At 56.1% G+C, this 20,049-nt stretch carries 25 protein-coding genes; 11 read left to right on the top strand and 14 right to left on the bottom strand.

Features of this window, described 5'->3' with window-relative positions; all coding sequences use genetic code 11:
- Positions 1 to 114: 114 nt before the first annotated feature.
- The 3 genes from H3L93_RS10120 to H3L93_RS10110 all read left to right on the top strand — a co-directional run bounded on the left by H3L93_RS10120 (position 115) and on the right by H3L93_RS10110 (position 1,223).
- The gene (locus H3L93_RS10120) at positions 115 to 390 is read left to right on the top strand and encodes a hypothetical protein (RefSeq protein WP_003793429.1); all 276 of its coding nucleotides are present in this window, start codon (positions 115 to 117) and stop codon (positions 388 to 390) included.
- A gap of 138 nt (positions 391 to 528) precedes the next feature.
- A complete protein-coding gene (locus H3L93_RS10115; RefSeq protein WP_003793431.1) occupies positions 529 to 723 on the top strand; it encodes an alternative ribosome-rescue factor A in 195 nt (64 codons plus the stop codon).
- Between the two features lie 161 nt (positions 724 to 884).
- Entirely contained in the window at positions 885 to 1,223 is a 339-nt protein-coding gene (locus H3L93_RS10110; protein ID WP_040558044.1) for a hypothetical protein, read from the top strand.
- Between the two features lie 78 nt (positions 1,224 to 1,301).
- Here the strand turns inward: H3L93_RS10110 and H3L93_RS10105 are convergent, their stop codons facing one another.
- From H3L93_RS10105 to H3L93_RS10080, 6 genes are all read right to left on the bottom strand, one after another.
- Positions 1,302 to 1,685 (bottom strand): ACP-like domain-containing protein, encoded by a 384-nt coding sequence (locus tag H3L93_RS10105; protein ID WP_003793434.1) that lies wholly within the window; start codon positions 1,683 to 1,685, stop codon positions 1,302 to 1,304.
- 150 nt (positions 1,686 to 1,835) lie between these two features.
- The gene (locus H3L93_RS10100; RefSeq protein ID WP_155802918.1) at positions 1,836 to 2,075 is read right to left on the bottom strand and encodes a hypothetical protein; all 240 of its coding nucleotides are present in this window, start codon (positions 2,073 to 2,075) and stop codon (positions 1,836 to 1,838) included.
- Entirely contained in the window at positions 2,036 to 2,689 is a 654-nt protein-coding gene (locus H3L93_RS10095; protein ID WP_003793436.1) for a hypothetical protein, read from the bottom strand. Before H3L93_RS10095 ends, H3L93_RS10100 begins: the two co-directional genes overlap by 40 nt.
- Before the next feature lie 55 nt (positions 2,690 to 2,744).
- Positions 2,745 to 3,347 carry a Maf family protein gene (locus H3L93_RS10090; RefSeq protein ID WP_040558045.1) on the bottom strand — a complete coding sequence of 201 codons (603 nt, stop codon included), beginning with the start codon at positions 3,345 to 3,347 and terminating at the stop codon, positions 2,745 to 2,747.
- Positions 3,348 to 3,446: 99 nt separating this feature from the next.
- Positions 3,447 to 4,085, bottom strand: coding sequence for a DedA family protein (locus H3L93_RS10085; protein ID WP_003793442.1), 639 nt, complete (start codon positions 4,083 to 4,085; stop codon positions 3,447 to 3,449).
- 118 nt (positions 4,086 to 4,203) lie between these two features.
- Entirely contained in the window at positions 4,204 to 4,944 is a 741-nt protein-coding gene (locus H3L93_RS10080; RefSeq protein WP_246313971.1) for a trimeric intracellular cation channel family protein, read from the bottom strand.
- A 179-nt stretch (positions 4,945 to 5,123) separates the two neighbouring features.
- Between H3L93_RS10080 and H3L93_RS10075 the strand changes: the two genes are divergently transcribed.
- The 7 genes from H3L93_RS10075 (at position 5,124) to H3L93_RS10045 (ending at position 11,034) form a co-directional block, all read left to right on the top strand.
- Positions 5,124 to 6,533 carry an MFS transporter gene (locus H3L93_RS10075; RefSeq protein WP_003793449.1) on the top strand — a complete coding sequence of 470 codons (1,410 nt, stop codon included), beginning with the start codon at positions 5,124 to 5,126 and terminating at the stop codon, positions 6,531 to 6,533.
- On the top strand, positions 6,524 to 7,060 hold the full coding sequence (locus tag H3L93_RS10070; RefSeq protein WP_003793450.1) for a single-stranded DNA-binding protein: 537 nt from the start codon (positions 6,524 to 6,526) through the stop codon (positions 7,058 to 7,060). The genes H3L93_RS10075 and H3L93_RS10070 overlap by 10 nt, the downstream gene beginning before the upstream one ends.
- Before the next feature lie 199 nt (positions 7,061 to 7,259).
- A complete protein-coding gene (ubiD, locus tag H3L93_RS10065; protein WP_040558246.1) occupies positions 7,260 to 8,738 on the top strand; it encodes a 4-hydroxy-3-polyprenylbenzoate decarboxylase in 1,479 nt (492 codons plus the stop codon).
- On the top strand, positions 8,738 to 8,923 hold the full coding sequence (locus tag H3L93_RS10060) for a hypothetical protein (protein WP_003793455.1): 186 nt from the start codon (positions 8,738 to 8,740) through the stop codon (positions 8,921 to 8,923). The genes ubiD and H3L93_RS10060 overlap by 1 nt, the downstream gene beginning before the upstream one ends.
- A 122-nt stretch (positions 8,924 to 9,045) precedes the next feature.
- Positions 9,046 to 9,516: a hypothetical protein gene (locus tag H3L93_RS10055; RefSeq protein ID WP_003793456.1), complete on the top strand. Its 471-nt coding sequence runs from the start codon at positions 9,046 to 9,048 to the stop codon at positions 9,514 to 9,516.
- Positions 9,500 to 9,913 (top strand): hypothetical protein, encoded by a 414-nt coding sequence (locus H3L93_RS10050; protein WP_182077722.1) that lies wholly within the window; start codon positions 9,500 to 9,502, stop codon positions 9,911 to 9,913. The genes H3L93_RS10055 and H3L93_RS10050 overlap by 17 nt, the downstream gene beginning before the upstream one ends.
- Positions 9,914 to 10,317: 404 nt before the next feature.
- Positions 10,318 to 11,034: a hypothetical protein gene (locus H3L93_RS10045; protein ID WP_040558047.1), complete on the top strand. Its 717-nt coding sequence runs from the start codon at positions 10,318 to 10,320 to the stop codon at positions 11,032 to 11,034.
- Between the two features lie 173 nt (positions 11,035 to 11,207).
- On the opposite strand, the gene hscB is transcribed toward H3L93_RS10045, so the two are convergent.
- From hscB to trpE, 7 genes are all read right to left on the bottom strand, one after another.
- Entirely contained in the window at positions 11,208 to 11,711 is a 504-nt protein-coding gene (gene hscB, locus H3L93_RS10040) for a Fe-S protein assembly co-chaperone HscB (RefSeq protein ID WP_003793467.1), read from the bottom strand.
- 97 nt (positions 11,712 to 11,808) lie between these two features.
- A complete protein-coding gene (locus tag H3L93_RS10035) occupies positions 11,809 to 13,464 on the bottom strand; it encodes an ArnT family glycosyltransferase (RefSeq protein ID WP_003793469.1) in 1,656 nt (551 codons plus the stop codon).
- A gap of 203 nt (positions 13,465 to 13,667) precedes the next feature.
- Positions 13,668 to 14,060 (bottom strand): DUF1304 family protein, encoded by a 393-nt coding sequence (locus H3L93_RS10030; protein WP_003793471.1) that lies wholly within the window; start codon positions 14,058 to 14,060, stop codon positions 13,668 to 13,670.
- Between the two features lies 1 nt (position 14,061).
- A complete protein-coding gene (gene ribA, locus H3L93_RS10025) occupies positions 14,062 to 14,652 on the bottom strand; it encodes a GTP cyclohydrolase II (RefSeq protein ID WP_040558048.1) in 591 nt (196 codons plus the stop codon).
- A 457-nt stretch (positions 14,653 to 15,109) separates the two neighbouring features.
- Positions 15,110 to 15,736 (bottom strand): hypothetical protein, encoded by a 627-nt coding sequence (locus tag H3L93_RS10020; protein WP_003793477.1) that lies wholly within the window; start codon positions 15,734 to 15,736, stop codon positions 15,110 to 15,112.
- A 120-nt stretch (positions 15,737 to 15,856) separates the two neighbouring features.
- Positions 15,857 to 16,942 carry a metallophosphoesterase gene (locus H3L93_RS10015; RefSeq protein WP_003793479.1) on the bottom strand — a complete coding sequence of 362 codons (1,086 nt, stop codon included), beginning with the start codon at positions 16,940 to 16,942 and terminating at the stop codon, positions 15,857 to 15,859.
- A gap of 215 nt (positions 16,943 to 17,157) precedes the next feature.
- On the bottom strand, positions 17,158 to 18,633 hold the full coding sequence (gene trpE, locus H3L93_RS10010; RefSeq protein ID WP_040558050.1) for an anthranilate synthase component I: 1,476 nt from the start codon (positions 18,631 to 18,633) through the stop codon (positions 17,158 to 17,160).
- 206 nt (positions 18,634 to 18,839) lie between these two features.
- On the opposite strand from trpE, the gene H3L93_RS10005 reads away from it, so the two are divergent.
- Positions 18,840 to 19,457 carry a class I SAM-dependent methyltransferase gene (locus H3L93_RS10005; RefSeq protein ID WP_050755532.1) on the top strand — a complete coding sequence of 206 codons (618 nt, stop codon included), beginning with the start codon at positions 18,840 to 18,842 and terminating at the stop codon, positions 19,455 to 19,457.
- An 86-nt stretch (positions 19,458 to 19,543) separates the two neighbouring features.
- On the opposite strand, the gene panD is transcribed toward H3L93_RS10005, so the two are convergent.
- Positions 19,544 to 19,927, bottom strand: a complete 384-nt coding sequence (gene panD / locus H3L93_RS10000) for an aspartate 1-decarboxylase (protein ID WP_003793490.1) — start codon at positions 19,925 to 19,927, stop codon at positions 19,544 to 19,546.
- Positions 19,928 to 20,049 lie beyond the last annotated feature (122 nt).

The raw sequence follows: 20,049 nt of genomic DNA, 5'->3' as shown, positions 1-20,049 counted from the left end.
CCACGTTACCCGTTTTAGCTCCGCTGAACTTCGTTTCAGGCTGCCACAAAGTTGGCAACCCACTTGCTTGCAAGCTACAATCCCCTTTTCATTCAACACAAAGAAAGAACCACCATGATTAACCAATTTGACATCAACCCCTACACCAAAAACCAGCTTACCGCCTATCTGGAAAGCAAAAACATCAACCTGCGCGAAGGCATGGACAACGAAGAAACCAACAAAGAAATCGCCGCCATCTTGCACGCAGGCTTTCCCAAAATGGTACAAAAAATCTACTCGCTGGCGAAATTTGAAAAATTCTTCTGGGAAAAACGCGAGCTGTTGCACCAACACATCGCCAACCGTTTTACCGCGATTGACGAAAAAGCCGCCAAAAAAGGCAAGTAAATATCCAATGTAGGGCGTGAGACTTTGCCACGCTTCTATTCAGATATTGACCACCACAAAGGCAGCCTGAAAACCTGTTTTACCGTTTTCAGGCTGCCTCAACCGTACACTTAACCAACCCTATAAGGAAACCCAACCATGAGCCGAAAAGTTCAACTCAACAAAGGCGCAATCCAAGACAACGCCTTAAAAGCCCTAGTCAAATCCAACCTCTTCCGCCACAAGGTAGAGCGCAACAAAAAAGGCAAAGGCAGCTACAACAGACAGCAAGCAAAAAAATGGCAGGACGGTTCGTTTGAATCGTCCTGCTTTGTTTTGGTTGAGGCAGCCTGAAACGCGTGCCAACAAAATGCCACCGCACTAGTCTTTACAATCCGTTACGCTATATCAGAATAAAACCATGAAATTTCAACGAGTTATTGATTTCGCTTCGCCAAACGTTTACAATGCGTCTGCAGTAAATTTTCCACAACCCTATACAGGAGCATACAAAAATGACCGATTGTCAAACACACGCAAACCACACCCACGCCCACGGCGCAAACTGCGGACACACCGCCATCCAACATGGCGACCATGTGGATTACCTGCACGATGGGCATCTGCACCACGCCCACGCCGAGCATTATGATGAACACCGCTTGGAAGTAAACGATGCCAACCCAGACGGCTGCCACCCCGTGCACACTTGCGGCGAACACCGCCACGGCGCAGGCTGCGGACACGAAGCCGTGCCACACGGCGACCATGTGGATTACTTGGTAAACGGTCGTTTGCATCATCAACACGGCGACCATTGCGATGACCACGGCCCTGTGCAAATCGTCAAATAATCGTGAAATAATCGCGCAATAAAAAACACGCTCGCAAAGCTCTGCGGGCGTGTTTTGCATTTTCAGGCTGCCTGAAAATTAGCGTGGGGCGCAATCTTTAAACAAGATTTCATCGTTGGGCGAAGTGATGGTGGCGATGTTGGCTTTGCGTGCGTTTTTGCTGGTGAGCATTTCCATGCTGATGCCGTAGCCACGACCGCCGAAAATGGTGTCCACGTTGTCGGATTTGTTCAAATCGTATTGCATCACGCGGGTTGCGCCGTTCAATTTAGCGGCGGCAGTAACAGGAATGCCTGCGCCGTTAAAGTTGTATTTCACGGCAACGCGACCTTGTTGGCAAGTGTAGTTTACGGTTTGTGTGCTGGTGATTTTTTTCGCGTTAATCGGACCGCGTGGGGCGGCGATTGCGCTGCCTGCGATAACGGTTAAAGCCAAAATGCTCAAAGTTTTTGCGATGTTCATATTTTGTCCTTTGCGGAAAAATGGGTTGATTGCTGCAAGGATTTGCAACGGGCGGCATCATAAATTTAGTGTTTATGTTTGTCTAGTAGGGCGGGTGAGTGTTTTCATATTTTTTCAAATGCTAAAACGACTGAACTTTGGGATGTGGGTTCAGCCGTTGGTTGGTTGATTGGCGCACGCCAGAGGCAGCCTGAAAAGCTGTTTTGAAGCCGTGGCGAATGATGAGTCTGCTTTAATTGCTCCACGCCATTCAATAGGATGCAAGAGCACGGCTTGCAAGCAAGCCGTAGAGGCGCGGGGATGGTTTTCAGGCTGCCTCATAGTGCGCCCGCGTTGAGGCAGCCTGAAAACTATTTCGCTGGCGATGCGCTGGATTGATGTTTCTCCCATTTGGCGCGGTGTTCGGGGGCGTAGGCGAGGTTGATGATGATTAAGGCGGGGATTTTGTTTCTTGTGTTGGCTTGGGCGGGGATGGCGAGCGCAAGCAGTGTGCCTTTTTTAAATAGCAGGATGCCTGCTTGTTGCATGCCTTGTTTGCGGCTTTCGGGGGTTTGGCTGGGATCGATTTGCAAAATGGCAAATTCATCGGCGGTTAAATCGGGGTAGGGGGCGAAGCCTGCGGTTTTCAGGCTGCCTAATAGTGCGTCAAAATTGAGGTCGGTGCGCAAGAATAAGATGGATTGCAACACTTTGCTGTCGTTATCAAACATAAACATTTGCTGTGGCACGTTGCCTTTGATGTCGCGCATATAGACGGCGATGTCGCCTGATTCAACGGTGATGCTGCGGTTGCCATAGGTTAAATAGCCGCTGTCGCTTTGCAGGACATCGGGATAAAGTTTTTTCAACTGTTCAACTGTGGTGCTGCCGATTTGGATTTGCTGCAACACATCGCTTTGGCTGGTGACAACGGCTGGGGCAGAATCGGTGTTGTTGCCCATGCGAACATCGCAAGCGGTGAGCGCGAGCGCGAGCAGGATGGGGGCAATCAGATTGAGTTTCATGGGCACTCCTTGGTTGGTAGGATGGAAGCGAAGTTGAGGCAGCCTGAAATGGCAATTAGGCGCATGAGGCAGCCTGAAACGGTGGCACAGCCGCGCCGCAGCGTTGCAACAGGGCGATGGTTTCAAACACGGGCAAGCCCATCACGCCGGTGAAGCTGCCTGCCAAATGCTGCACAAACACGCCGCCGATGCCTTGGATGCCGTATGCGCCCGCTTTGTCCAGCGGCTCGCCCGTGGCGATGTAGGCGGCGATTTGCGCGTCGCCCAGCGGGCAGAACTGCACGTTGTTTTGCTGCACGCAGGCGTGTTCGTGTTCGCCGAACGACACGCACACGGCGGTGAGCACTTGGTGCGTGTCGCCCGATAGCTCGCGCAGCATGGCGGCGGCGTGTTCGGGCAAGGCGGGCTTGCCGAGGATTGCGCCGCGATGCACCACGCTGGTGTCGGCGCTGATAATGGGGAACTGCCGCGCGTGCGGGTGGGCTTGGCGGGCGGCGCGGTTTTTGGCGACGGCAAGGCGCAGCACATAGTCGTGCGCGGGTTCGTTGGGGCGCGGGGTTTCGTCGATTTCGGCGGCGATGTTGTGGATGGTGTAGCCGAGATTTTGCAGGATTTCGCGGCGGCGTGGGCTGTTGGAGGCGAGGTAGAGTTGGGGCATGGGGTGTCCTTGTGGGCGGGCGGTGTTGCGCGGAGCAGGCAGCCTGAAAACATTGTTAGAGACACGTTTTAGCTTCGCTGAAACCCGCTTCGCTTGTTTTCAGGCTGCCTTGTTTTTGTTTCGCTTGGCGCGCATCCATTCCATCGCCATGGGGACGACGGAAAAAACCACGATGCCGATTACCAGCGCGCCAAAGTTGTTTTTGATAAACGGCACGTTGCCGAAGGCATAGCCCAGATAGGTGAGCGACACCACCCACGCGATTGCGCCCACGATGTTGTAGCGCAAAAAATGCCCGTAGTGCATTTTGCCCATGCCCGCCACAAACGGGGCGAAGGTGCGCACGATGGGCACGAAGCGGGCGAGGATGATGGTTTTGCCGCCGTATTTTTCGTAAAACGCATGGGTTTTGGCAAGGTATTCAGGCTTGAAGATTTTGCTATCGGGGCGTGAGAACAGCTTTGCGCCGAAATATTTGCCGATTTCAAAATTGGATGCGTCGCCCAAAACGGCGGCGGCAAGCAGCACGGCAACGATGATGTGCACGTTTAACGCGCCAGCGGAAGCAGCGGCGACTGCGCCTGCGGCAAACAGCAGCGAATCCCCTGGTAAAAACGGCGTTACCACCAAGCCTGTTTCGCAGAACACGATGATGAACAAGATAGCGTAAATCCAAATGCCGTGTTGCGCGGCAAGGGCGATGAGGTGTTGGTCGATGTGGAGGATGAAATCTAGCATGGTTAGGGCAGCCTGAAAAAAGGTTGGATGAGAGGGGAAAAGGGAAGGGCAGCCTGAAAACGAGCGAAGCGGGTTTTAGCGAAGCTAAAACGTGCCTCTAACAATGTTTTCAGGCTGCCTAATCGCGCTCGCGCCACCACGGCAGCGTGATGTCGGGCAGGTTCCAGCCGCGATACACCGCCAGCATCCGAACGGCGAAAATCAGCGCGATGGTGGACAGGCTGCGCAGCCAAGCGTTTATGCCCGTTTGCAGCATCAGCAGGTAATAGCCGCTGCCGATAATCGACGCGGTGATGTAAATTTCCTGGCGCAGCACCAGCGGGATTTGGCGGCACACAATATCGCGCATCACGCCGCCGATGACGGCGGTAAACGCGCCCATCAAAATGGCGATGGTTGCCGTCATGCCACGGCTGAGTGCGGCTTCCACGCCGATGATGGTGAACGCCGCCAAGCCCAGCGCGTCAAACCAGCGAATCACATGGTTAATTCGCGCAAAAAAGCCGTAAAACATTTGCACCACCGTGCTCAGCAGCAAAATGGTGTAGAGGTAGTTCAAATCGTGCAGCCAGAAAATGGGGTGGCGGTTAATCAGCAAATCGCGCAAAGTACCGCCGCCCACGCTGCCGAGAAACGAAACCAGCACCGCGCCCCAAAAATCTAATTTGAGCTGTTTGGCCAGCACGGTGGCGGCGATGGTGCAGGCGATAACGCCGACGATGTCCAGCGCGTAGATGATGTTTTTGATTTCGGGTAGGGGCAGGGGATTGGGCATGGCGGCGTGCGGGGGGAACAAGATGGGCGCGATTATAACGGATGCGGCGGGCGAGGCAGCCTGAAAAACCCATCCGCATGGCAAAAAACCGTTTGGCGCGGCACGAAGCGGCTGCGTTTTCAGGCTGCCCCGTCATCCCGACGGCTAACGAAAAAGGCAGCCTGAAAAAGCAAAAATGTTATAATCCACGCTTCTTTTGCCCACTGTTTTGCCCGCCGCGGTTCGCTTTGCGACGCAGGCTGCTCCAATCTTACGGAAACCCCATGCAAGCGAAGTCTCCCCAAATTGCCCTATTGCCCCAAGAATGGCGCGCCGCTGTGTCTTTGGCAGGCGTGTATGCCTTGCGGATGCTGGGGATGTTTCTGGTGCTGCCTGTGTTGGCGTTGCACGCGCACGATTTGGCGGGGGCAAATGCCGCCAATGCGCCGAAAATGGTGGGCTTGGCGATGGCGATGTATGGCTTAACCCAAGCTTTGTTACAACTGCCGCTGGGGATGCTGTCTGACAAAATTGGGCGCAAAAAAGTGATTTATCTGGGCATGGGCGTGTTTGCGCTGGGCAGCTTTTGGGCGGCAATGGCAACCGATGTGCACACGCTGATTATGGCGCGGGCGGTGCAGGGCGCGGGCGCGGTGAGCGCGGCGGTAACGGCGTTGCTGGCGGATTTAACCCGCGAAGAAGTGCGTACCCGCGCGATGTCGTTGATTGGATTGAGTATTGGGCTCACTTTTTCCGTTAGCTTGGTGCTGTCGCCGATACTCAGCCGCTGGCTGGGCGTGAACGGCTTGTTTGCGCTGATGGGCGCGTTGAGCCTTGCCAGCATTGCGCTGGTGGCGTGGTACACGCCCAATCCCACCAGCGCACAATCGCGTTTGCATGAAGATGCGCAACTGCAAGTGGGGCATATTGGCGAAGTGTTGAAAAATGGACAGCTTTTGCGGTTGAATTTTGGCATTTTTGTGTTGCAAGCGGGACTGATGGCGATGTTTACCACGCTGCCGTTTGCGTTAAAAAATCTAGGCTGGGACAAAGCCAGCCATTGGCAAATCTATCTGCCCGCCACCGTGATCGGCTTGGTGCTGATGATTCCCGCCATCATCATCGGCGAAACGCGCAATAAGCTCAAACTCGTGTTTTTGCTGGGCATCGGCTTAACCACCGCCGCGCAGTTCGCGCTATTAGGCAGCCTGAATGCGGCATGGCTCATCGGGCTGAGCTTGGTGGTGTATTTTATCGGCTTCAATATTTTGGAAGCCAGTATGCCCTCGCTGGTGTCCAAAATCGCGCCCAGCGACCTTAAAGGCACGGCGATGGGTGTGTACAACACCTTGCAATCGGTGGGCGTGTTTTCGGGCGGCATCATCGGCAGCCGCTTATACGCGCAATACGGCTTTAACGGCGTGTTTATTTTTTGCGGCGCAATCGGCATGGCGTGGTTTGCGCTTGCCGCCCGCGCCCCCGCGCCCAAGCCCGTTAAAAACATCATGTTCGCCGTCCCCCCTGCGTGGCAGGGCGATTTGGGCAGCCTGAAAACTGCCATTCAAACTACGGCGGGCGTGGAAAGCATCGCGTTTAGCCACGACAACCAAACCTTATTTATCAAAGCCTTGCAGCAAGGATTTGACGAAGCCGCCATCCAAACCATCTTAACAGGAGCAAACAAATGTCATTGAACAAAGTGATTTTAATTGGCAACTTGGGGCGCGACCCCGAGCTGCGCTATATGCCCAACGGCGATGCGGTGTGCAATTTTTCTATTGCCACCAGCGAATCGTGGAACGACCGCAACAGCGGGCAACGCCAAGAGCGCACCGAATGGCACAACATCACGCTGTATCGCCGCCTTGCCGAAGTGGCGGGGCAATACCTAAAAAAAGGCAGCCAAGTGTATATTGAAGGCAAAATCCAAAGCCGCAAATACACCGACAAGCAAGGCGTAGAGCGCACGGCATACGACATCATCGGCAACGAAATGAAAATGCTCGGCTCGCGCGGCGGCAATCAGCAAGGCGGCGGTTATCACGACGATGCAGGCTATGCCCCTGCGCCACAGCAAAACTACGCGCCGCAGCCGCAACAGCCCTACGCGCCGCAACAGCCCGCTTACGACGCGCCGCCTCCTGCCGCGCCCACCCAACGCCAAGCGCCCGTTGCCCCCGCCGCGCCGGTGGACGATATTGACGACGATATTCCGTTCTAAACACAGGTTCACTGTTAAGGCAGCCTGAAAAGCAGCATGGCGTTGCTTTGGCAAAAGATAGCCGCAGATGCTGCTTAGCGTGTCTGCGGTTTTGTTGTGCGCCAAAGGCAGCCTGAAAACGAACCCAGCGCGTTTCAGGCTGCCCCAACCCGCCGCCCTAGGCAGCCTGAAAACCCATCAACCCACAAGGAAACCGATGATGAAATACCGCGACCTGCGCGAATTTATCCAAATGCTCGAAGCCAAAGGCAGCCTGAAACGCATCGCCGCGCCCGTTTCGCCGCATTTGGAAATGACCGAAATCGCCGACCGCGTGCTGCGCGCCGAAGGGCCGGCGCTCTTGTTTGAACACGCCGTGCGCCCCGACGGCAGCCGCTACGATTTTCCCGTGCTCGCCAACCTGTTCGGCACGCCCGAGCGCGTGGCGATGGGCATGGGCGCAGACAGCGTTGCCAAGCTGCGCGAAATCGGGCAGACGCTGGCCTACCTGAAAGAACCCGAGCCGCCCAAGGGCATCAAAGACGCATTCTCCAAACTGCCGCTGTTAAAAGACATTTGGAGCATGGCGCCGAACGTGGTGAAAAAAGCGCCGTGCCAAGAAATCGTGTGGGAGGGCGGCGAAGTGGATTTGACGCGCCTGCCGATTCAGCATTGCTGGCCTGAAGACGTTGCCCCGCTGGTAACCTGGGGCTTAACCGTAACGCGCGGGCCGCACAAAAAACGGCAAAATCTCGGCATCTACCGCCAGCAGCTGCTCGGCAAAAACAAGCTCATCATGCGCTGGCTCGCCCATCGCGGCGGCGCGCTGGATTATCAGGCGTTCCGCAAAGAAAACCCCAGTGCGCCCTACCCCGTTGCCGTGGTGCTCGGCTGCGACCCCGCCACCATTCTCGGCGCGGTTACGCCCGTACCCGACACTTTGAGCGAATATCAGTTCGCCGGCTTGCTGCGCGGCTCGCGTACCGAATTGGTGAAATGCATCGGCAGCGATTTGCAAGTGCCCGCCCGCGCCGAAATCGTGCTCGAAGGCGTGATTCATCCCGACGAAACCGCGCTGGAAGGCCCCTACGGCGACCACACCGGCTATTACAACGAGCAGGACTACTTCCCCGTGTTCACCGTTGAGCGCATCACCATGCGCGAAAACCCGATTTACCACAGCACCTACACCGGCAAACCGCCCGACGAACCCGCCGTATTGGGCGTGGCCTTAAACGAAGTGTTCGTGCCGCTGTTGCAAAAACAGTTCCCCGAAATCACCGATTTCTACCTGCCACCCGAAGGCTGCTCCTACCGCATGGCGGTGGTGAGCATGAAAAAACAATACGCCGGCCACGCCAAGCGCGTGATGATGGGCTGTTGGAGCTTCCTGCGCCAGTTTATGTACACCAAATTCATCATTGTGGTGGACGACGACGTAAACGTGCGCGACTGGAAAGAAGTCATCTGGGCGGTTACCACGCGTATGGATCCCGTGCGCGATACGGTTTTGATGGAAAACACGCCGATTGATTATTTGGACTTCGCCAGCCCCGTAAGCGGACTCGGCGGCAAAATGGGCTTGGATGCGACCAACAAATGGCCGGGCGAAACCCAACGCGAATGGGGGCGTGTGATTGAACGCGATGCCGATGTGGCGGCGAAGGTGGATGCGATGTGGGGCGAGTTGGGGTTGTGATGTTTCAATTGCTTTATTTGCTTTTAGCGGCTGGCGAATTGGTGATGTTGGTGATGTGGACTGTGCAGCAGTTTAAAGACGATTGGCGGCGGGGGAAATGGTCGGAAGGGTCGGTGGTGGTGGCGTTGCTTTGGCTGGTGTTTGCTGTGATGGTGGGCGTGGGGCTGTGGTTGGAATTTGCCTGATGCCGTTTGAAAAGCCAAAGGCAGCCTGAAAATCGTTAAAATAAAATCGCGTGTAATGGCAGCCTGAAAGATTGATTGGGATTTTCAGGCTGCCTCAATCATCTCTCAACAAAAGGAAAAACATGAGCGACACCATCAACATCAACGGCACAGATTACGCCGTCCATACTTTTCGCGGCAAAGTGCTGCCAAACCCTGCTGCCAGCGTATCCGAAACCTACGCCGCGCAGCTCCAATGCGGCAAACTGTGCTTGGAAAACAGCGAGGGCAAGCAAAACGTTACCGAGCGGGTAGATGCCCGCGTGCTGGATTGGGTGGGGCATGATGTGGCGAAGATTTGGCTTACCCGCGAGGGCGATGAAAACGGGATAACGGTGGGCTTTTTCAATGCCACGCTGAATAAATTTTATTGGGTTGCTGATGCGTGGCAAGATTTTTTTAACTACTACCCAACTTGGTTTAAGGGTCAAGCATCTTCATTGTATAGAGGAGGGGAAGTTAAATCTGTTGTTAAACCTCAATTGGGAATAGGTGGTATGTTGAAATGGGATATTTGGAACGGAAGAAGTAAAGGATATGAAAAAATTAGATGACAAAGAACAAGCAATGTATATTGCGAAAAAATTTCAAAAAAGAATGTTAATTCCTAAGATTTTTTTTATTTCCGTAGCCTGTATATCTGGTGCGGCAACCCTCCAAGAAATTGTTATAAATAATAATTTCTTAGAGAAAGATATTTTTTTTATTATATATACTATATATTGGGTTGTTGGATTACTTTTTTGTATTATTTATATTCCGATTGCCAGCATATGTCCATATTGCCATTCTTTTCAAAAATTTAATGGCAAATCATTTGAGATTGATGCTAATAATTTAACTTATTCAAGAGGAATTTCTCCATTTAATAAAGATTATTGCACCGAGTGTAAAGCACCACTATCACCTAAAGCCGTAGAGTATATGTATTCCAAAATAGCTGATGAGTAAGTATAACAGGCGTAGCCTATAAGTAGGATGTGTGCGGAACGCACGCATGCGGTTCTCAAGGTTTGAGCTAAGAGGCCGTCTGAAACAACAAATACGTTTCAGACGGCCTTTCTTTTAATAATTAGAGACGATTGGTGTTTTTATCGTGTTTGGTGTGGTGTTTTATATTAAGCCGATGGTTGATGATTGGGTGTATCAGGGGCTGTTTTTCGGTTTATTTGGTGTTCTTTCGCTCTATATAACGTGGTTGGAGAAGAGAAGCAGCCTGCGTGCGCGGGTTTGGCAGCGGGATATCGCAGGGATATTGAATAAGCAGTATGGCTGAAATAAGGCAGCCTGAAAATCGGATTTGCGCTTTCAGGCTGCCTCAATCAGCCTTCAATAAAACCATTTTGGAGAACAGCATGACCGATTACGAACTTGCACATCCCAAAGCCCTGCGTCGTGTGTTGATACTGGGCTGGTGCTGCGTGGCTTTGCCTTGGCTGGGGTTTCACTGGGTGAGTAGCGCGCCGTTGTTTTTTATAACGCCGTATATACCGCTCCTCTTGCTTAACCTCGGGCAGTTGCTCAAACCAGAATACGAGCGGCATGCGGAATACCCAAGCGTGCAGGTTGCGCTCATGACAGCAGCCTTGCTTGTGTTGGGGGTTTGGTTAATTGCAGTAGGGTCTATTTGGGACAAAATGCAAGTGGTGCGCGATAACAGCATCAACACGCCGCCTGCCATGATGTTGCGTGCCGAGGGCGTGGTACCTGCTTATCCCAAGCGCGTGCTCCGCAGCGATTATTTTGTGCTGAGCGGTGTGCGCATGGGCTGCCCTGGGGATAGCTCCTGCCGCGATGAGGGCGTATACCGCTTCGTAGGCGAACAAGCCGTTGCCTTATATATGCCCAACCATAGGGGCTTCAATAGGTTGTATAGCTTGTCGGTGAACGGCAAGGAAATCATCCGCTTCGCCGACAGCCGCGCATACTATTTTGCCCTGCGCGAGAAGGCGGCTCGCCAAGCCCTTGCTGAATTGGTGCTGGTGTTGTTGCCGTTGGCTTATTTGTTTTACTGCTTAGTGCGTTTGGCGCGCGAAGAAAAAAAGCATGAGGCGCATGAAGAGGCAGCCTGAAAACGGGATTTCTTGTTTTCAGGCTACCTTTTTGTTCCAGTTATTGTTCCGGCCCCAATTCGTCGGCGGGCTGTTCAAACTGTTGGTTTCTTGTGCCTTGGTTGATTGAAGTGAAACTTTTTCAGGCTGCCTTTTTTGATGATGGAGGCAGCCTGAAAATGTATCTGGCGCAATCAATCCAGCGCGTTTTGGATTTCGCGGTGCAGTTTGTCCAAAAAACGCCCTTGGCGCACAAGGTCGCTGGCGACGGGGTAGTCTTGTTGGTTGAATGCGTGTTCTAGCTGTTGATAAAGCTGGGTTTGGGCTTGGGCGATTTCGTTTTGCAGGGCGTGTAGTTCGGCGGTGTTTTGCTCGGCTTGAGCTTCGGCTAGGGTTTCGCGCCATTGCATTTGTTGCATCAGAAATTCGGGGTCTATTTGGGTGTTGTGGGGGTCGTCGGGGTGGATGTTGCGTTGTTGCAGGATGTAGGCGGCGCGGTCTATGGGGGATTGGAGCGTGGTGTAGGCTTGGTTGAGGGTGGCGCTCATCATCAGGGCTTGCTTTTGCTCGAAGGGGTTGGCGGTGGTGTGTTTGTCAGGGTGGAACTGGGCGGCGAGGGCGCGGTAGCGTTGTTCCAGTGCGGCGGTGTCTAGGGGGTATTGCTCGGGGAGGTTGAAGAGTTGGAAGTATTGGGACATGGTGGATTTCCTTGTGTGGGCGGTTGCTGGGGGGATTGAGGCAGCCTGAAAAGGGGATTTTCTATTTTCAGGCTGCCTTTGTTGTTTCGCTGCTGGTTTACGGCTGTGTATCAATCAACACGAATTGTTCGTGCTTGCTGCGGGGGCGCCGCCCTGTCCACAGGATTTTGCCGTGGATTTCAGGCTGCCTTTGGGCTTTGGGGTTGTATTGCAGGAGCATATAGTGGCAGTTGGGTGTGCTGCTGGTGATGGGCAGGGTGCTGTATTGTTGCCATGCGATGCGGGTGTCGGTTTGGCTGGGGGGGATGTAGAGGCAGCTGGTGTGGCTGTGTAGGGAGACGAGGATGTCATCGCTTAGGCTGTTTTGCATTTGTTGCACGATGGGGCGGTGGCTTTTGGCGGCATCTATCCACGGCAGAAACAGGGTCATCAGCAGCGCCCACACGAGGGTGATGCCTGCCGCCCAGTTGGTTACGGCTTGCCGCCCGCGTATGTTTTTGCGGGTAATGGCGATGAGCCACATGGGGGTGAACAGCAGAGCGACGATGATGGGCATGGGGTCAATGTCGCGGGTGTAGTAGGGGCTGAAATAGGCGGCGCGCTCGGCGAGTTTGGCGGGGATGCCGTAGTTCATAGCGATAAAGCCTATCCATAGGAACAGCGCGGCTGCGCCGAAAGCCATCGCGCCAAACCAGTTAAGAAAGGCGACTGCGCCGCGGCGTAGGTTGTCCAGCTGGGCTGCGCCGAGCAGGGCGAGCGGCGGAAGGATGAGCACGAGGTTGTCTTGGTTGCGCTGCGGGTTGAGGGCGATGAACAGCGTGAGCAGGGCGAGGGTGTAGCCAGCGTAGCTGCCTGCGTTGGCAGGCAGGGTTTTGCGGCGGCTGGCTGTCCAAACGGCAAGCGGCAGGGCGGGAAAGGCGAACCACAGGATGTGTTGCAAGTAATAGGGGAGCCGGAAGGCAGCCTGAAAATGCTGTGTACCGCCGTAGCCGCCGAACAGGTGTTGGTGAACATATTGGGCGAACGCGGCAGGATGGGTGACGGCGAGGGCGACGGGGTGGATGCTGGCGAGCGGCAGGGCGGTGAGCGTGGCGCAGACGAGGGTGATGAGAATGCGGTTGCTGCGCCATTGCGCGCTGGTGAACCAGAGCAGCCAGCCTGTGAGCAGGGGCGCGGCGGCGATAAGGATGCCCGCGCTTTGCATCAGAAATACGCTGGCAAGGGCGATGAGCAAGGCGGCGAGAATGGCTTGGCGGTGGGCAACAGCGTAGCCCCACATCGCCAGTCCGATGCCTGCAAACAGCAGCGATTGGCTGTCGATAAAGTGGGCGACGGGCAGCAAGCCTGCCGAGCCGATGAGAATGAGCACCACGCTGCGCCCGTGATGCCGCCCGAGAAAGCGGTAGCCCGCCATGCCGCTGCCCAAGAGCCCGAGGCTGGTGTAGAACACGCTGGCGAAGCGGGCGGCGGAATAGGCATCGGCTGCCCACGGCGTGAGCAGGCGTTGGAACAGCTGGGCGGTTTGCACGTATAACGGGGCAGCCTGAAAATTGGGCTCGCCAAACAGCATCGGCAGCCATGCGCCGAACGGGGTTTCGCTGATGGTGGTGTAGAGCTCGGGTTCGCCGGGCTTCCACAAATCGTGCGAAAACACGCCCGGCCACAGCCATGCGAAGGCGAGCAGGAGCAGCAGCCACGGGTATTCGCGGGTGGGTTGGACGGGGCGTTTGGGCGTGGGGGTGTAGGTGAGCATGGGACGGGTGGAGATTTTGCGGATGGGGGATTATAGCGTATTTGGGTTGGCGGGCTGGGCGGGCGGGTTTCAGGCTGCCGTTGGATGGCGGCGGCAGCCTGAAACCGTTGCGTATATAAAAAGGCGGATGGGCAATCCGCCTTGCTGAATGGTGTTGAACGGGGCGCAAGCCGTTTTGCCGCGCGATGGCGTTTTCAGGCTGCCTATCTGCTCAGCGCAAGGCAGATGAGCCCGAGCAGGGCGGGGGCGGCTTGAATCAGCGCAGGGCGTTGTTTGCTGGGCTGGCTGTACCACAGGTATGCGCCTGCGGCGGTGGCGGTGCCGAGGGCGGCGAAGATTAAGCCGTTTGCCATGCCGTAGAGGTAGTTGCTGTTGGCGACGATGTGCAGCAGGATGCCGAGGCTGGCGGCTAGGGCGAGGGCGATGTTGTAGATGGCGAGGTTGTTAAACGGGGCGCGCACGATGGGCAGGTGTTCGGGCGGGATTTGGAACACGCGGCGGAAGTTGCTCGCGCCGTAGGCAAGCAGTTCCAGATAGAAGATGTAGAAATGGGTGGCGGCGGTGAGGGCGGCGCAGAGGAGGGCGAGGGCGAGCATTTTAGTCTTTCATCATGTGGTTGAGTTTTTGGGCTTTGGTGTTGAGGTAGTTTTGGTTTTCGGGGTGGATGCCGACGTGCAGCGGGAGGCGTTCGGTGATGTGGATGCCTGCTTGTTGCAGGGTGTGGACTTTTTCGGGGTTGTTGGTGAGCAGGCGGATGCTGCGGATGCCGAGGTGGTCGTAGATTTCTTTGGCGAGGGTGAAGTCGCGCGCGTCGACGGGCAGCCCAAGGGCGAGGTTGGCTTCTACGGTGTCCATGCCTTTGTCTTGCAGGGCGTAGGCGCGGATTTTGTTGATTAAGCCGATGCCGCGCCCTTCTTGGCGCAGGTACACAATCACGCCGCGCCCTTCGGCGGCAACGGCTTGCATGGCGGCTTTGAGCTGGGGGCCGCAGTCGCATTTTTGCGAGAAGAGGGCGTCGCCGGTGAGGCATTCGGAGTGGACGCGGGAGAGGACGGGCTCGGGCGTGGTGATGTCGCCCATCACGAGGGCGATGTGTTCTTGCCCTGTTTGGCTGTCTTGGTAGCCGTGCATTTGGTAGATGCCGTGTTCGGTGGGGAGGCGGCAGGAGGTGATGTGTTGCAGGGTCATGGTTGTGGTCTTTCTTGTGTGTGTTGATGGGGCAGCCTGAAAAGGGTTTTCAGGCTGCCATTGGAAAAAGTAAAGTGTTTTCTGCTTTGTGGTCGGCATCCGATTGGGTTTAACCATGCGTCTCGTGCCGACGGGGCACTTCCTTTTCTTTGCTTCGCCAAAGAAAAGGAAGCAAAAGAAAGGCGACTGCGGTTGCAGGTTTGGCTGCGCCAAACTTCCCTCGCTTCACGCGATTTTTCGGGCGGACAAAAAACTCGCCGCTTCGCTGCTCAAACAGTTTTGTCCTTTTTTCCCGAAAAATCGCGTTCCACTCGGCTGCGCCAGCAGGAAAGGTGCTTTGTGGTAAACGTTCTTGATGGGATTTAACTTTGCTAAGACTTGTTTTCAGGCTGCATCAGGCGTTTGCGGCAGCCTGAAAAGGGGTTTGCGGCTTGGTTCGATTGGGTTTTCAGGCTGCCTATTGTTCTTCGCTTGGGGCTTGGGGCAGCAGTTGGCTGAGAACGGGGTGGATGCCGAGGGCGACGCCTATCCAGTGGGCGAGTTGCTCGTCGCTGAGCGGGGCGGGGGTTTCCAGGTGGAGCACGCCGTACACGATGCCGTCTTCGCTGCTGACGGGCAGGCTGGTTTGGCTGGCGCTGCGCCGGTTGTGTGCGCCGGTGAGTTCGCCGTCGGCAAGCCATTGCTCGGTGCTGGGGGCGATTTGCGCCCAACCTGATTGGGCGGTGCGGGCGGCGAGGTGTTGCCAGTAGTGCTCTTCGTTGAGCGGGATGCGCTCTTCAACGGGCGCGCCGTGTTGGATGAGGCGGATAAGGCTTTGGCTGGGGGCGTGGTTGCCGTAGAGGCTGGCGGTTTGGGCGGGGTGTCGGCTGTGGGCGGAGTCCAGCGCCATGTAGAGTTGTTTGAGCAGGGCTTCGTTTTCAGGCTGCCTGATGTCTTCGGGCAGGTGTTTGGGTTGCAAAATGCTGCGCTCGATGTGGGCTTGCCCGTGGGCGATGACGGCTTGGGTGGCGGCGCGGGCGATGGCGATGCTGTCGGGGTTGAGGGCGAGGGCTTGGGTTTGCAGGTAGTCTCGGATGGTGTTCATGACGGGGCTCCGTTTGGTTTCAGGCTGCCGTTAGGTGGGGGGTGTTACGGTGTAATCAAGAGTGCATGAGGCAGCCTGAAAGCCTTGATTGCGTGCGGCTATGGCATCGGCGGCACAGGCTCATTTGCCCCGCACTTCAATTATCCACACTTCGCTTTGCGAGCCGAGGCGAAAGGGGATGCCCCAGAAGCCGTAGCCCGAGGTTACGACAAAGTGTCCGTTGCCGATGGCTTGGTAGCCGTAGGATAGCGGGCGGTAAATGGTTTGGGCGATAAAGTTGGCGGGGAAGATTTGCCCGTTGTGCACGTGTCCCGACACTTGCAAATCAATCGGCAGGCGCGCGTGTTCGGCGACGTGGTCGGGGCGGTGGTCCATCAGGATGACGGGTTGCGCGGGGTTGGTTTTTTGCACGAGTTCGGCGGTGGACAGGCGGTGGCTGTTTAGGTTGTCGGGCCGCCCGATGAGCCAGAATTGCCGGTTGATAAGGATGGCTTGGTCGTGCAGCACGGTGATGCCTGCGTCTTCAATGGCGCGGGTGATGGCTTGGGGGTTGATAAAGTAGTCGTGGTTGCCCAGCGTGGCGTACACGCCCAGTGGGGCGCGCAGTTTGGCGAGGTGGGGCTTCATGTTTTCGGCGGTGTAGGCGGCGATGTCGTCGTCCATGATGTCGCCTGGCAGCAGGATGATGTCTGCTTTTTCCTGCTGCATGATTTGGGCGAGTTTGTCTAACTGGCGCGCGCCTACGAGCGTGCCGAGGTGGGTGTCGGATGCCATGCCGATGCGGATAGGCTGGGCGAGCGGTTTGTCGATTCGGATGCTGACGCGGCGCACCACAGGGGTGTAGGCGTTGTAAACGGATAGGGCAAACAGGGCGATGAGCAGGGCGGGGGCGATGTGGCGCAGGTCGCGCCCGAGCTTTTCAGGCTGCCTGAGGCGGCGGGCGATGCGCCCGATAACCAGCACGGCAAGGCCGGTAAGCGCGATATAGAGCAGGGCAACCAGTAGGGCGGCGTTGAGCCGGAACAGCAGGCTTTGGCGCAGGATAAGCGCGGCGAGGGTGAAGCCGTTGCACAGCGCATAGGCGAGAATGTAGAAGGTTTTGCGTTGGGCGGGGGCTTGGATGCGGAATTGCCACAGCAGGGCGCGGGCGGCGCAGTAGATTAAAAATTGCAGGGCGATGAGTACGGCGATAAAGACGGGGGGCATGCTTGGGATTGGGCTGTGTGTGCAAAAAAAGGGGGGCGATTTTAGCAGAGTTGCACGGTTTTCGCTTTTCAGGCTGCCTATGGGGATAAGGCAGCCTGAAAAACGGTCGGGCTTTATCTGTTTATCTGGTTTTGCTTTTTGCTTGGCGCGAGGCGCATCCGCGCGTTTTCAGGCTGCCTATGGGAGGGTTCGGATGGCTCCAAGGCAGCCTGAAATCATTTGTCCAGCCCGTCCTGCACCATCTCCGCCGCGCGCAACACCGCCCGCGCCTTGTTTTGCGTTTCCTGCCATTCGCTTTCTTCCACGCTGTCTGCCACGATGCCCGCGCCGCTGCTCACGAACAATTCGCCGTTTTGCACAATCGCGGTGCGGATGGCAATCGCCAAGTCCATGTCGTTGTTAAAGCCCCACACGCCCACCGCACCGCCGAAAATGTTGCGCTTGGTGGTTTCCAGCTCTTCGATGATTTCCAGCGCGCGCACTTTGGGCGCGCCCGAGAGCGTGCCGGCGGGGAAGGTGGCGGCGAGGATGTCCATGTTGCTGGTGTCGGGTTTCAGGCTGCCTTCCACGTTGGAAACGATGTGCATCACATGCGAATATTTTTCCACCACCATTTTGTCGGTTACGGCGACTTTGCCGATTTGGCTGATGCGCCCCACGTCGTTGCGCCCCAAATCGATGAGCATGGTGTGTTCGGCGATTTCTTTGGGGTCTTTGAGCAAATCCCGCTCGTTGGCAAGGTCTTGCTCGGGTGTTGCGCCGCGCAGCCGTGTGCCGGCGATGGGGCGCACCACCACTTTGTCGCGCTCGCGGCGCACCAGAATTTCGGGCGACGAGCCGACGATGTGGAAATCGCCAAAATCGTAGTAAAACAAATACGGCGAGGGGTTGAGCGTGCGCAGGGCGCGGTAAAGGTGCAGGGGGTGGTCGGTAAACGGCAGTTTCATGCTTTGCGCGGGAACGACTTGCATGCAGTCGCCGTTGAGGATGTATTCGCGCACGCGGCGCACATAGCTTTTGAAGGTTTCTTCGCCGGTGAGATGCTGCGGCACGGTGCGCCGGCTGCCGAGCGAGAGCGGGATGGCCACGCTTTGGCGCAGTTTTTCGCGCAGGCTTTCCAGCTTGGCGCGGGCGGTTTCGTAGCCTTGCGGATGGCTGGGGTCGGCATACACAATCAGGTGGATTTTGCCGCTTAAATTGTCTACCACGGCGAGCTCTTGCGACAGCATCAGCAGTATGTCGGGCGTGTTCAGCGGGTTGTGTTTTTCAGGCTGCCGCAGACGGTGGGCAATGTGTTCGAAATGGTAGATGCTTTCGTAGCCGAAGTAGCCCACCAGCCCGCCGGTAAAACGGGGCAGGCCGGGGATGTCGGGGGTTTTGAATTGGGCGTGGTATTGTTCGATGATGTGCAGCGGGTTGCCGTGGTGCGTTTGCACGAGCCGGTGGTCTTGATAGATTTCGGTGCGGCTGCCCGATACTTTGATGTAGTCGCGGCAGGGCAGCCCGATAAACGAATAGCGCCCGAAGCGTTCGCCGCCCACCACCGATTCCAGCAGATAGCTGAACGGGCGGTTGGCGAGTTTGAGATACAGCGAGAGCGGGGTGTCCAAATCGGCGAGCAGCTCTTGCACGAGGGGGATGCGGTTGTAGCCTTGCGCGGCTTGGGCTTGGTATTGGGCTTTGGTAATCATAACGGGCTTTCCGGTAATGGGGGGATTGGTTTTCAGGCTGCCTACTATATCAAAAAGTGCGGCAGGGTTTGATGTTTGGTCTTCAATTTGCTTTGCGGATGCTATTGGAATATTTATTTTATTTTAGGCAGCCTGAAAGCTGGTTCAGCCATGCTGCGCCATAACTAGTTATAATCTCAAATCTTTTATTGAATACGGCGATGTTTATGAAGCCCAGTTTTGTTTCCCGTTTGTTCAGCCATGTTTCGCAGCAAAGCCACGAGGCAAGGGCTTGGCTGAAACGCTATGCCCGCAATCCGCGCAATGTGGGCAGCATCTTGCCGTCTTCCAAAATGCTGGGGCGGGCGATGACGGCGGCAGCGTTGCGCTATGGCGCGCGCGATGCGCTGTTTATCGAGGCGGGCGCGGGCAACGGCGCGATTACGCGGGTGCTGGCGCAATCGCTGGCGGGGAGAAACCGTTTGGTGGCGTGCGAATTTTTGCCGTCGTTTGCGCAGGAATTGCAGCGCAGGCTGCCTGAAATTGAGGTGGCGTGTTGTCGGGTGCAGGATTTGCCGCATTGGCAGGAGGCGGGCAATAAAACGATTGTGTCGTCGCTGCCGTTTCGCAGTTTGGCGAAGGATGAGGCGCGGGATATCGGCGCGTTTTTGCAAAGCGAGTTGCACAAAAATCTGCGCTCGGTGTTGGTGCAGTTTACCTACGGGCTGAAAAACCCGATTCCGTTGTTGGCGGCGGACGCGTCGGTTGAGAGCTTCCGCCATGCGATGGTGTGGCACAATTCGCCGCCTGCCGCGGTGTGGGTGTACCGGCTGGCCGTGCGCTGACAGGCAGCCTGAAAACGGGAAACACGTTTGGCTTCGCGGCTAAACGTATTTTTGTTTGCGGATGGGGTTTTCAGGCTGCCTTTGCGTTACAAAACGGTGTTGGCAGGCTCGTAACGGATGATTTCGCGGATTTTGTTCGCCCCGTCCACCAGCACCACTTTGGGCTGATGCGCGGCAATTTCGGGTTCAGACAGCAGCACATACGACATGATAATCACAATGTCGCCCGCCTGCACCAGCCGCGCCGCCGCGCCGTTCAGGCACACGATGCCGCTGCCGCGCTCGCCTGCGATGGTGTAGGTTTCAAAACGCGCGCCGTTGTTGTTGTTCACGATTTGCACTTTTTCGTTCACGCAGATGTCTGCCGCGTCGAGCAGGTCTTGGTCGATGGTGATGCTGCCGACGTAGTTCAAGTCGGCTTGGGTTACGGTGGCGCGGTGGATTTTGCCGCCGAGCAGGGTTCTAAACATGATGTGTACTCAAAAATTTTGAAAGGCGCGGATTATACGCGGTTAATGGGTTTCAGGCTGCCTTTGCGCATGGGGCAGCCTGCGTAGCGTAGCGGAGTTGCGAAGCTAAAATGGGGTTGGTG

Origin of the sequence: Kingella oralis (genome assembly GCF_014054985.1) — a bacterium.
In the GTDB taxonomy this organism is placed as follows: Bacteria; Pseudomonadota; Gammaproteobacteria; order Burkholderiales; family Neisseriaceae; genus Kingella_B; species Kingella_B oralis.
The sequence above is the reverse complement of the archived record's forward strand: the minus strand, read 5'-3'. Positions and strand labels throughout refer to the sequence as shown.

Coding starts and splice junctions, on each gene's coding strand:
- H3L93_RS10120 (WP_003793429.1), top strand. CDS start 115: ATGATTAACCAATTTGACATCAACCCCTACACCAAAAACCAGCTTACC.
- H3L93_RS10115 (WP_003793431.1), top strand. CDS start 529: ATGAGCCGAAAAGTTCAACTCAACAAAGGCGCAATCCAAGACAACGCC.
- H3L93_RS10110 (WP_040558044.1), top strand. CDS start 885: ATGACCGATTGTCAAACACACGCAAACCACACCCACGCCCACGGCGCA.
- H3L93_RS10105 (WP_003793434.1), bottom strand. CDS start 1,685: ATGAACATCGCAAAAACTTTGAGCATTTTGGCTTTAACCGTTATCGCA.
- H3L93_RS10100 (WP_155802918.1), bottom strand. CDS start 2,075: ATGGGAGAAACATCAATCCAGCGCATCGCCAGCGAAATAGTTTTCAGG.
- H3L93_RS10095 (WP_003793436.1), bottom strand. CDS start 2,689: ATGAAACTCAATCTGATTGCCCCCATCCTGCTCGCGCTCGCGCTCACC.
- H3L93_RS10090 (WP_040558045.1), bottom strand. CDS start 3,347: ATGCCCCAACTCTACCTCGCCTCCAACAGCCCACGCCGCCGCGAAATC.
- H3L93_RS10085 (WP_003793442.1), bottom strand. CDS start 4,085: ATGCTAGATTTCATCCTCCACATCGACCAACACCTCATCGCCCTTGCC.
- H3L93_RS10075 (WP_003793449.1), top strand. CDS start 5,124: ATGCAAGCGAAGTCTCCCCAAATTGCCCTATTGCCCCAAGAATGGCGC.
- H3L93_RS10070 (WP_003793450.1), top strand. CDS start 6,524: ATGTCATTGAACAAAGTGATTTTAATTGGCAACTTGGGGCGCGACCCC.
- ubiD (WP_040558246.1), top strand. CDS start 7,260: ATGAAATACCGCGACCTGCGCGAATTTATCCAAATGCTCGAAGCCAAA.
- H3L93_RS10060 (WP_003793455.1), top strand. CDS start 8,738: ATGTTTCAATTGCTTTATTTGCTTTTAGCGGCTGGCGAATTGGTGATG.
- H3L93_RS10055 (WP_003793456.1), top strand. CDS start 9,046: ATGAGCGACACCATCAACATCAACGGCACAGATTACGCCGTCCATACT.
- H3L93_RS10050 (WP_182077722.1), top strand. CDS start 9,500: ATGAAAAAATTAGATGACAAAGAACAAGCAATGTATATTGCGAAAAAA.
- H3L93_RS10045 (WP_040558047.1), top strand. CDS start 10,318: ATGACCGATTACGAACTTGCACATCCCAAAGCCCTGCGTCGTGTGTTG.
- hscB (WP_003793467.1), bottom strand. CDS start 11,711: ATGTCCCAATACTTCCAACTCTTCAACCTCCCCGAGCAATACCCCCTA.
- H3L93_RS10035 (WP_003793469.1), bottom strand. CDS start 13,464: ATGCTCACCTACACCCCCACGCCCAAACGCCCCGTCCAACCCACCCGC.
- H3L93_RS10030 (WP_003793471.1), bottom strand. CDS start 14,060: ATGCTCGCCCTCGCCCTCCTCTGCGCCGCCCTCACCGCCGCCACCCAT.
- ribA (WP_040558048.1), bottom strand. CDS start 14,652: ATGACCCTGCAACACATCACCTCCTGCCGCCTCCCCACCGAACACGGC.
- H3L93_RS10020 (WP_003793477.1), bottom strand. CDS start 15,736: ATGAACACCATCCGAGACTACCTGCAAACCCAAGCCCTCGCCCTCAAC.
- H3L93_RS10015 (WP_003793479.1), bottom strand. CDS start 16,942: ATGCCCCCCGTCTTTATCGCCGTACTCATCGCCCTGCAATTTTTAATC.
- trpE (WP_040558050.1), bottom strand. CDS start 18,633: ATGATTACCAAAGCCCAATACCAAGCCCAAGCCGCGCAAGGCTACAAC.
- H3L93_RS10005 (WP_050755532.1), top strand. CDS start 18,840: ATGAAGCCCAGTTTTGTTTCCCGTTTGTTCAGCCATGTTTCGCAGCAA.
- panD (WP_003793490.1), bottom strand. CDS start 19,927: ATGTTTAGAACCCTGCTCGGCGGCAAAATCCACCGCGCCACCGTAACC.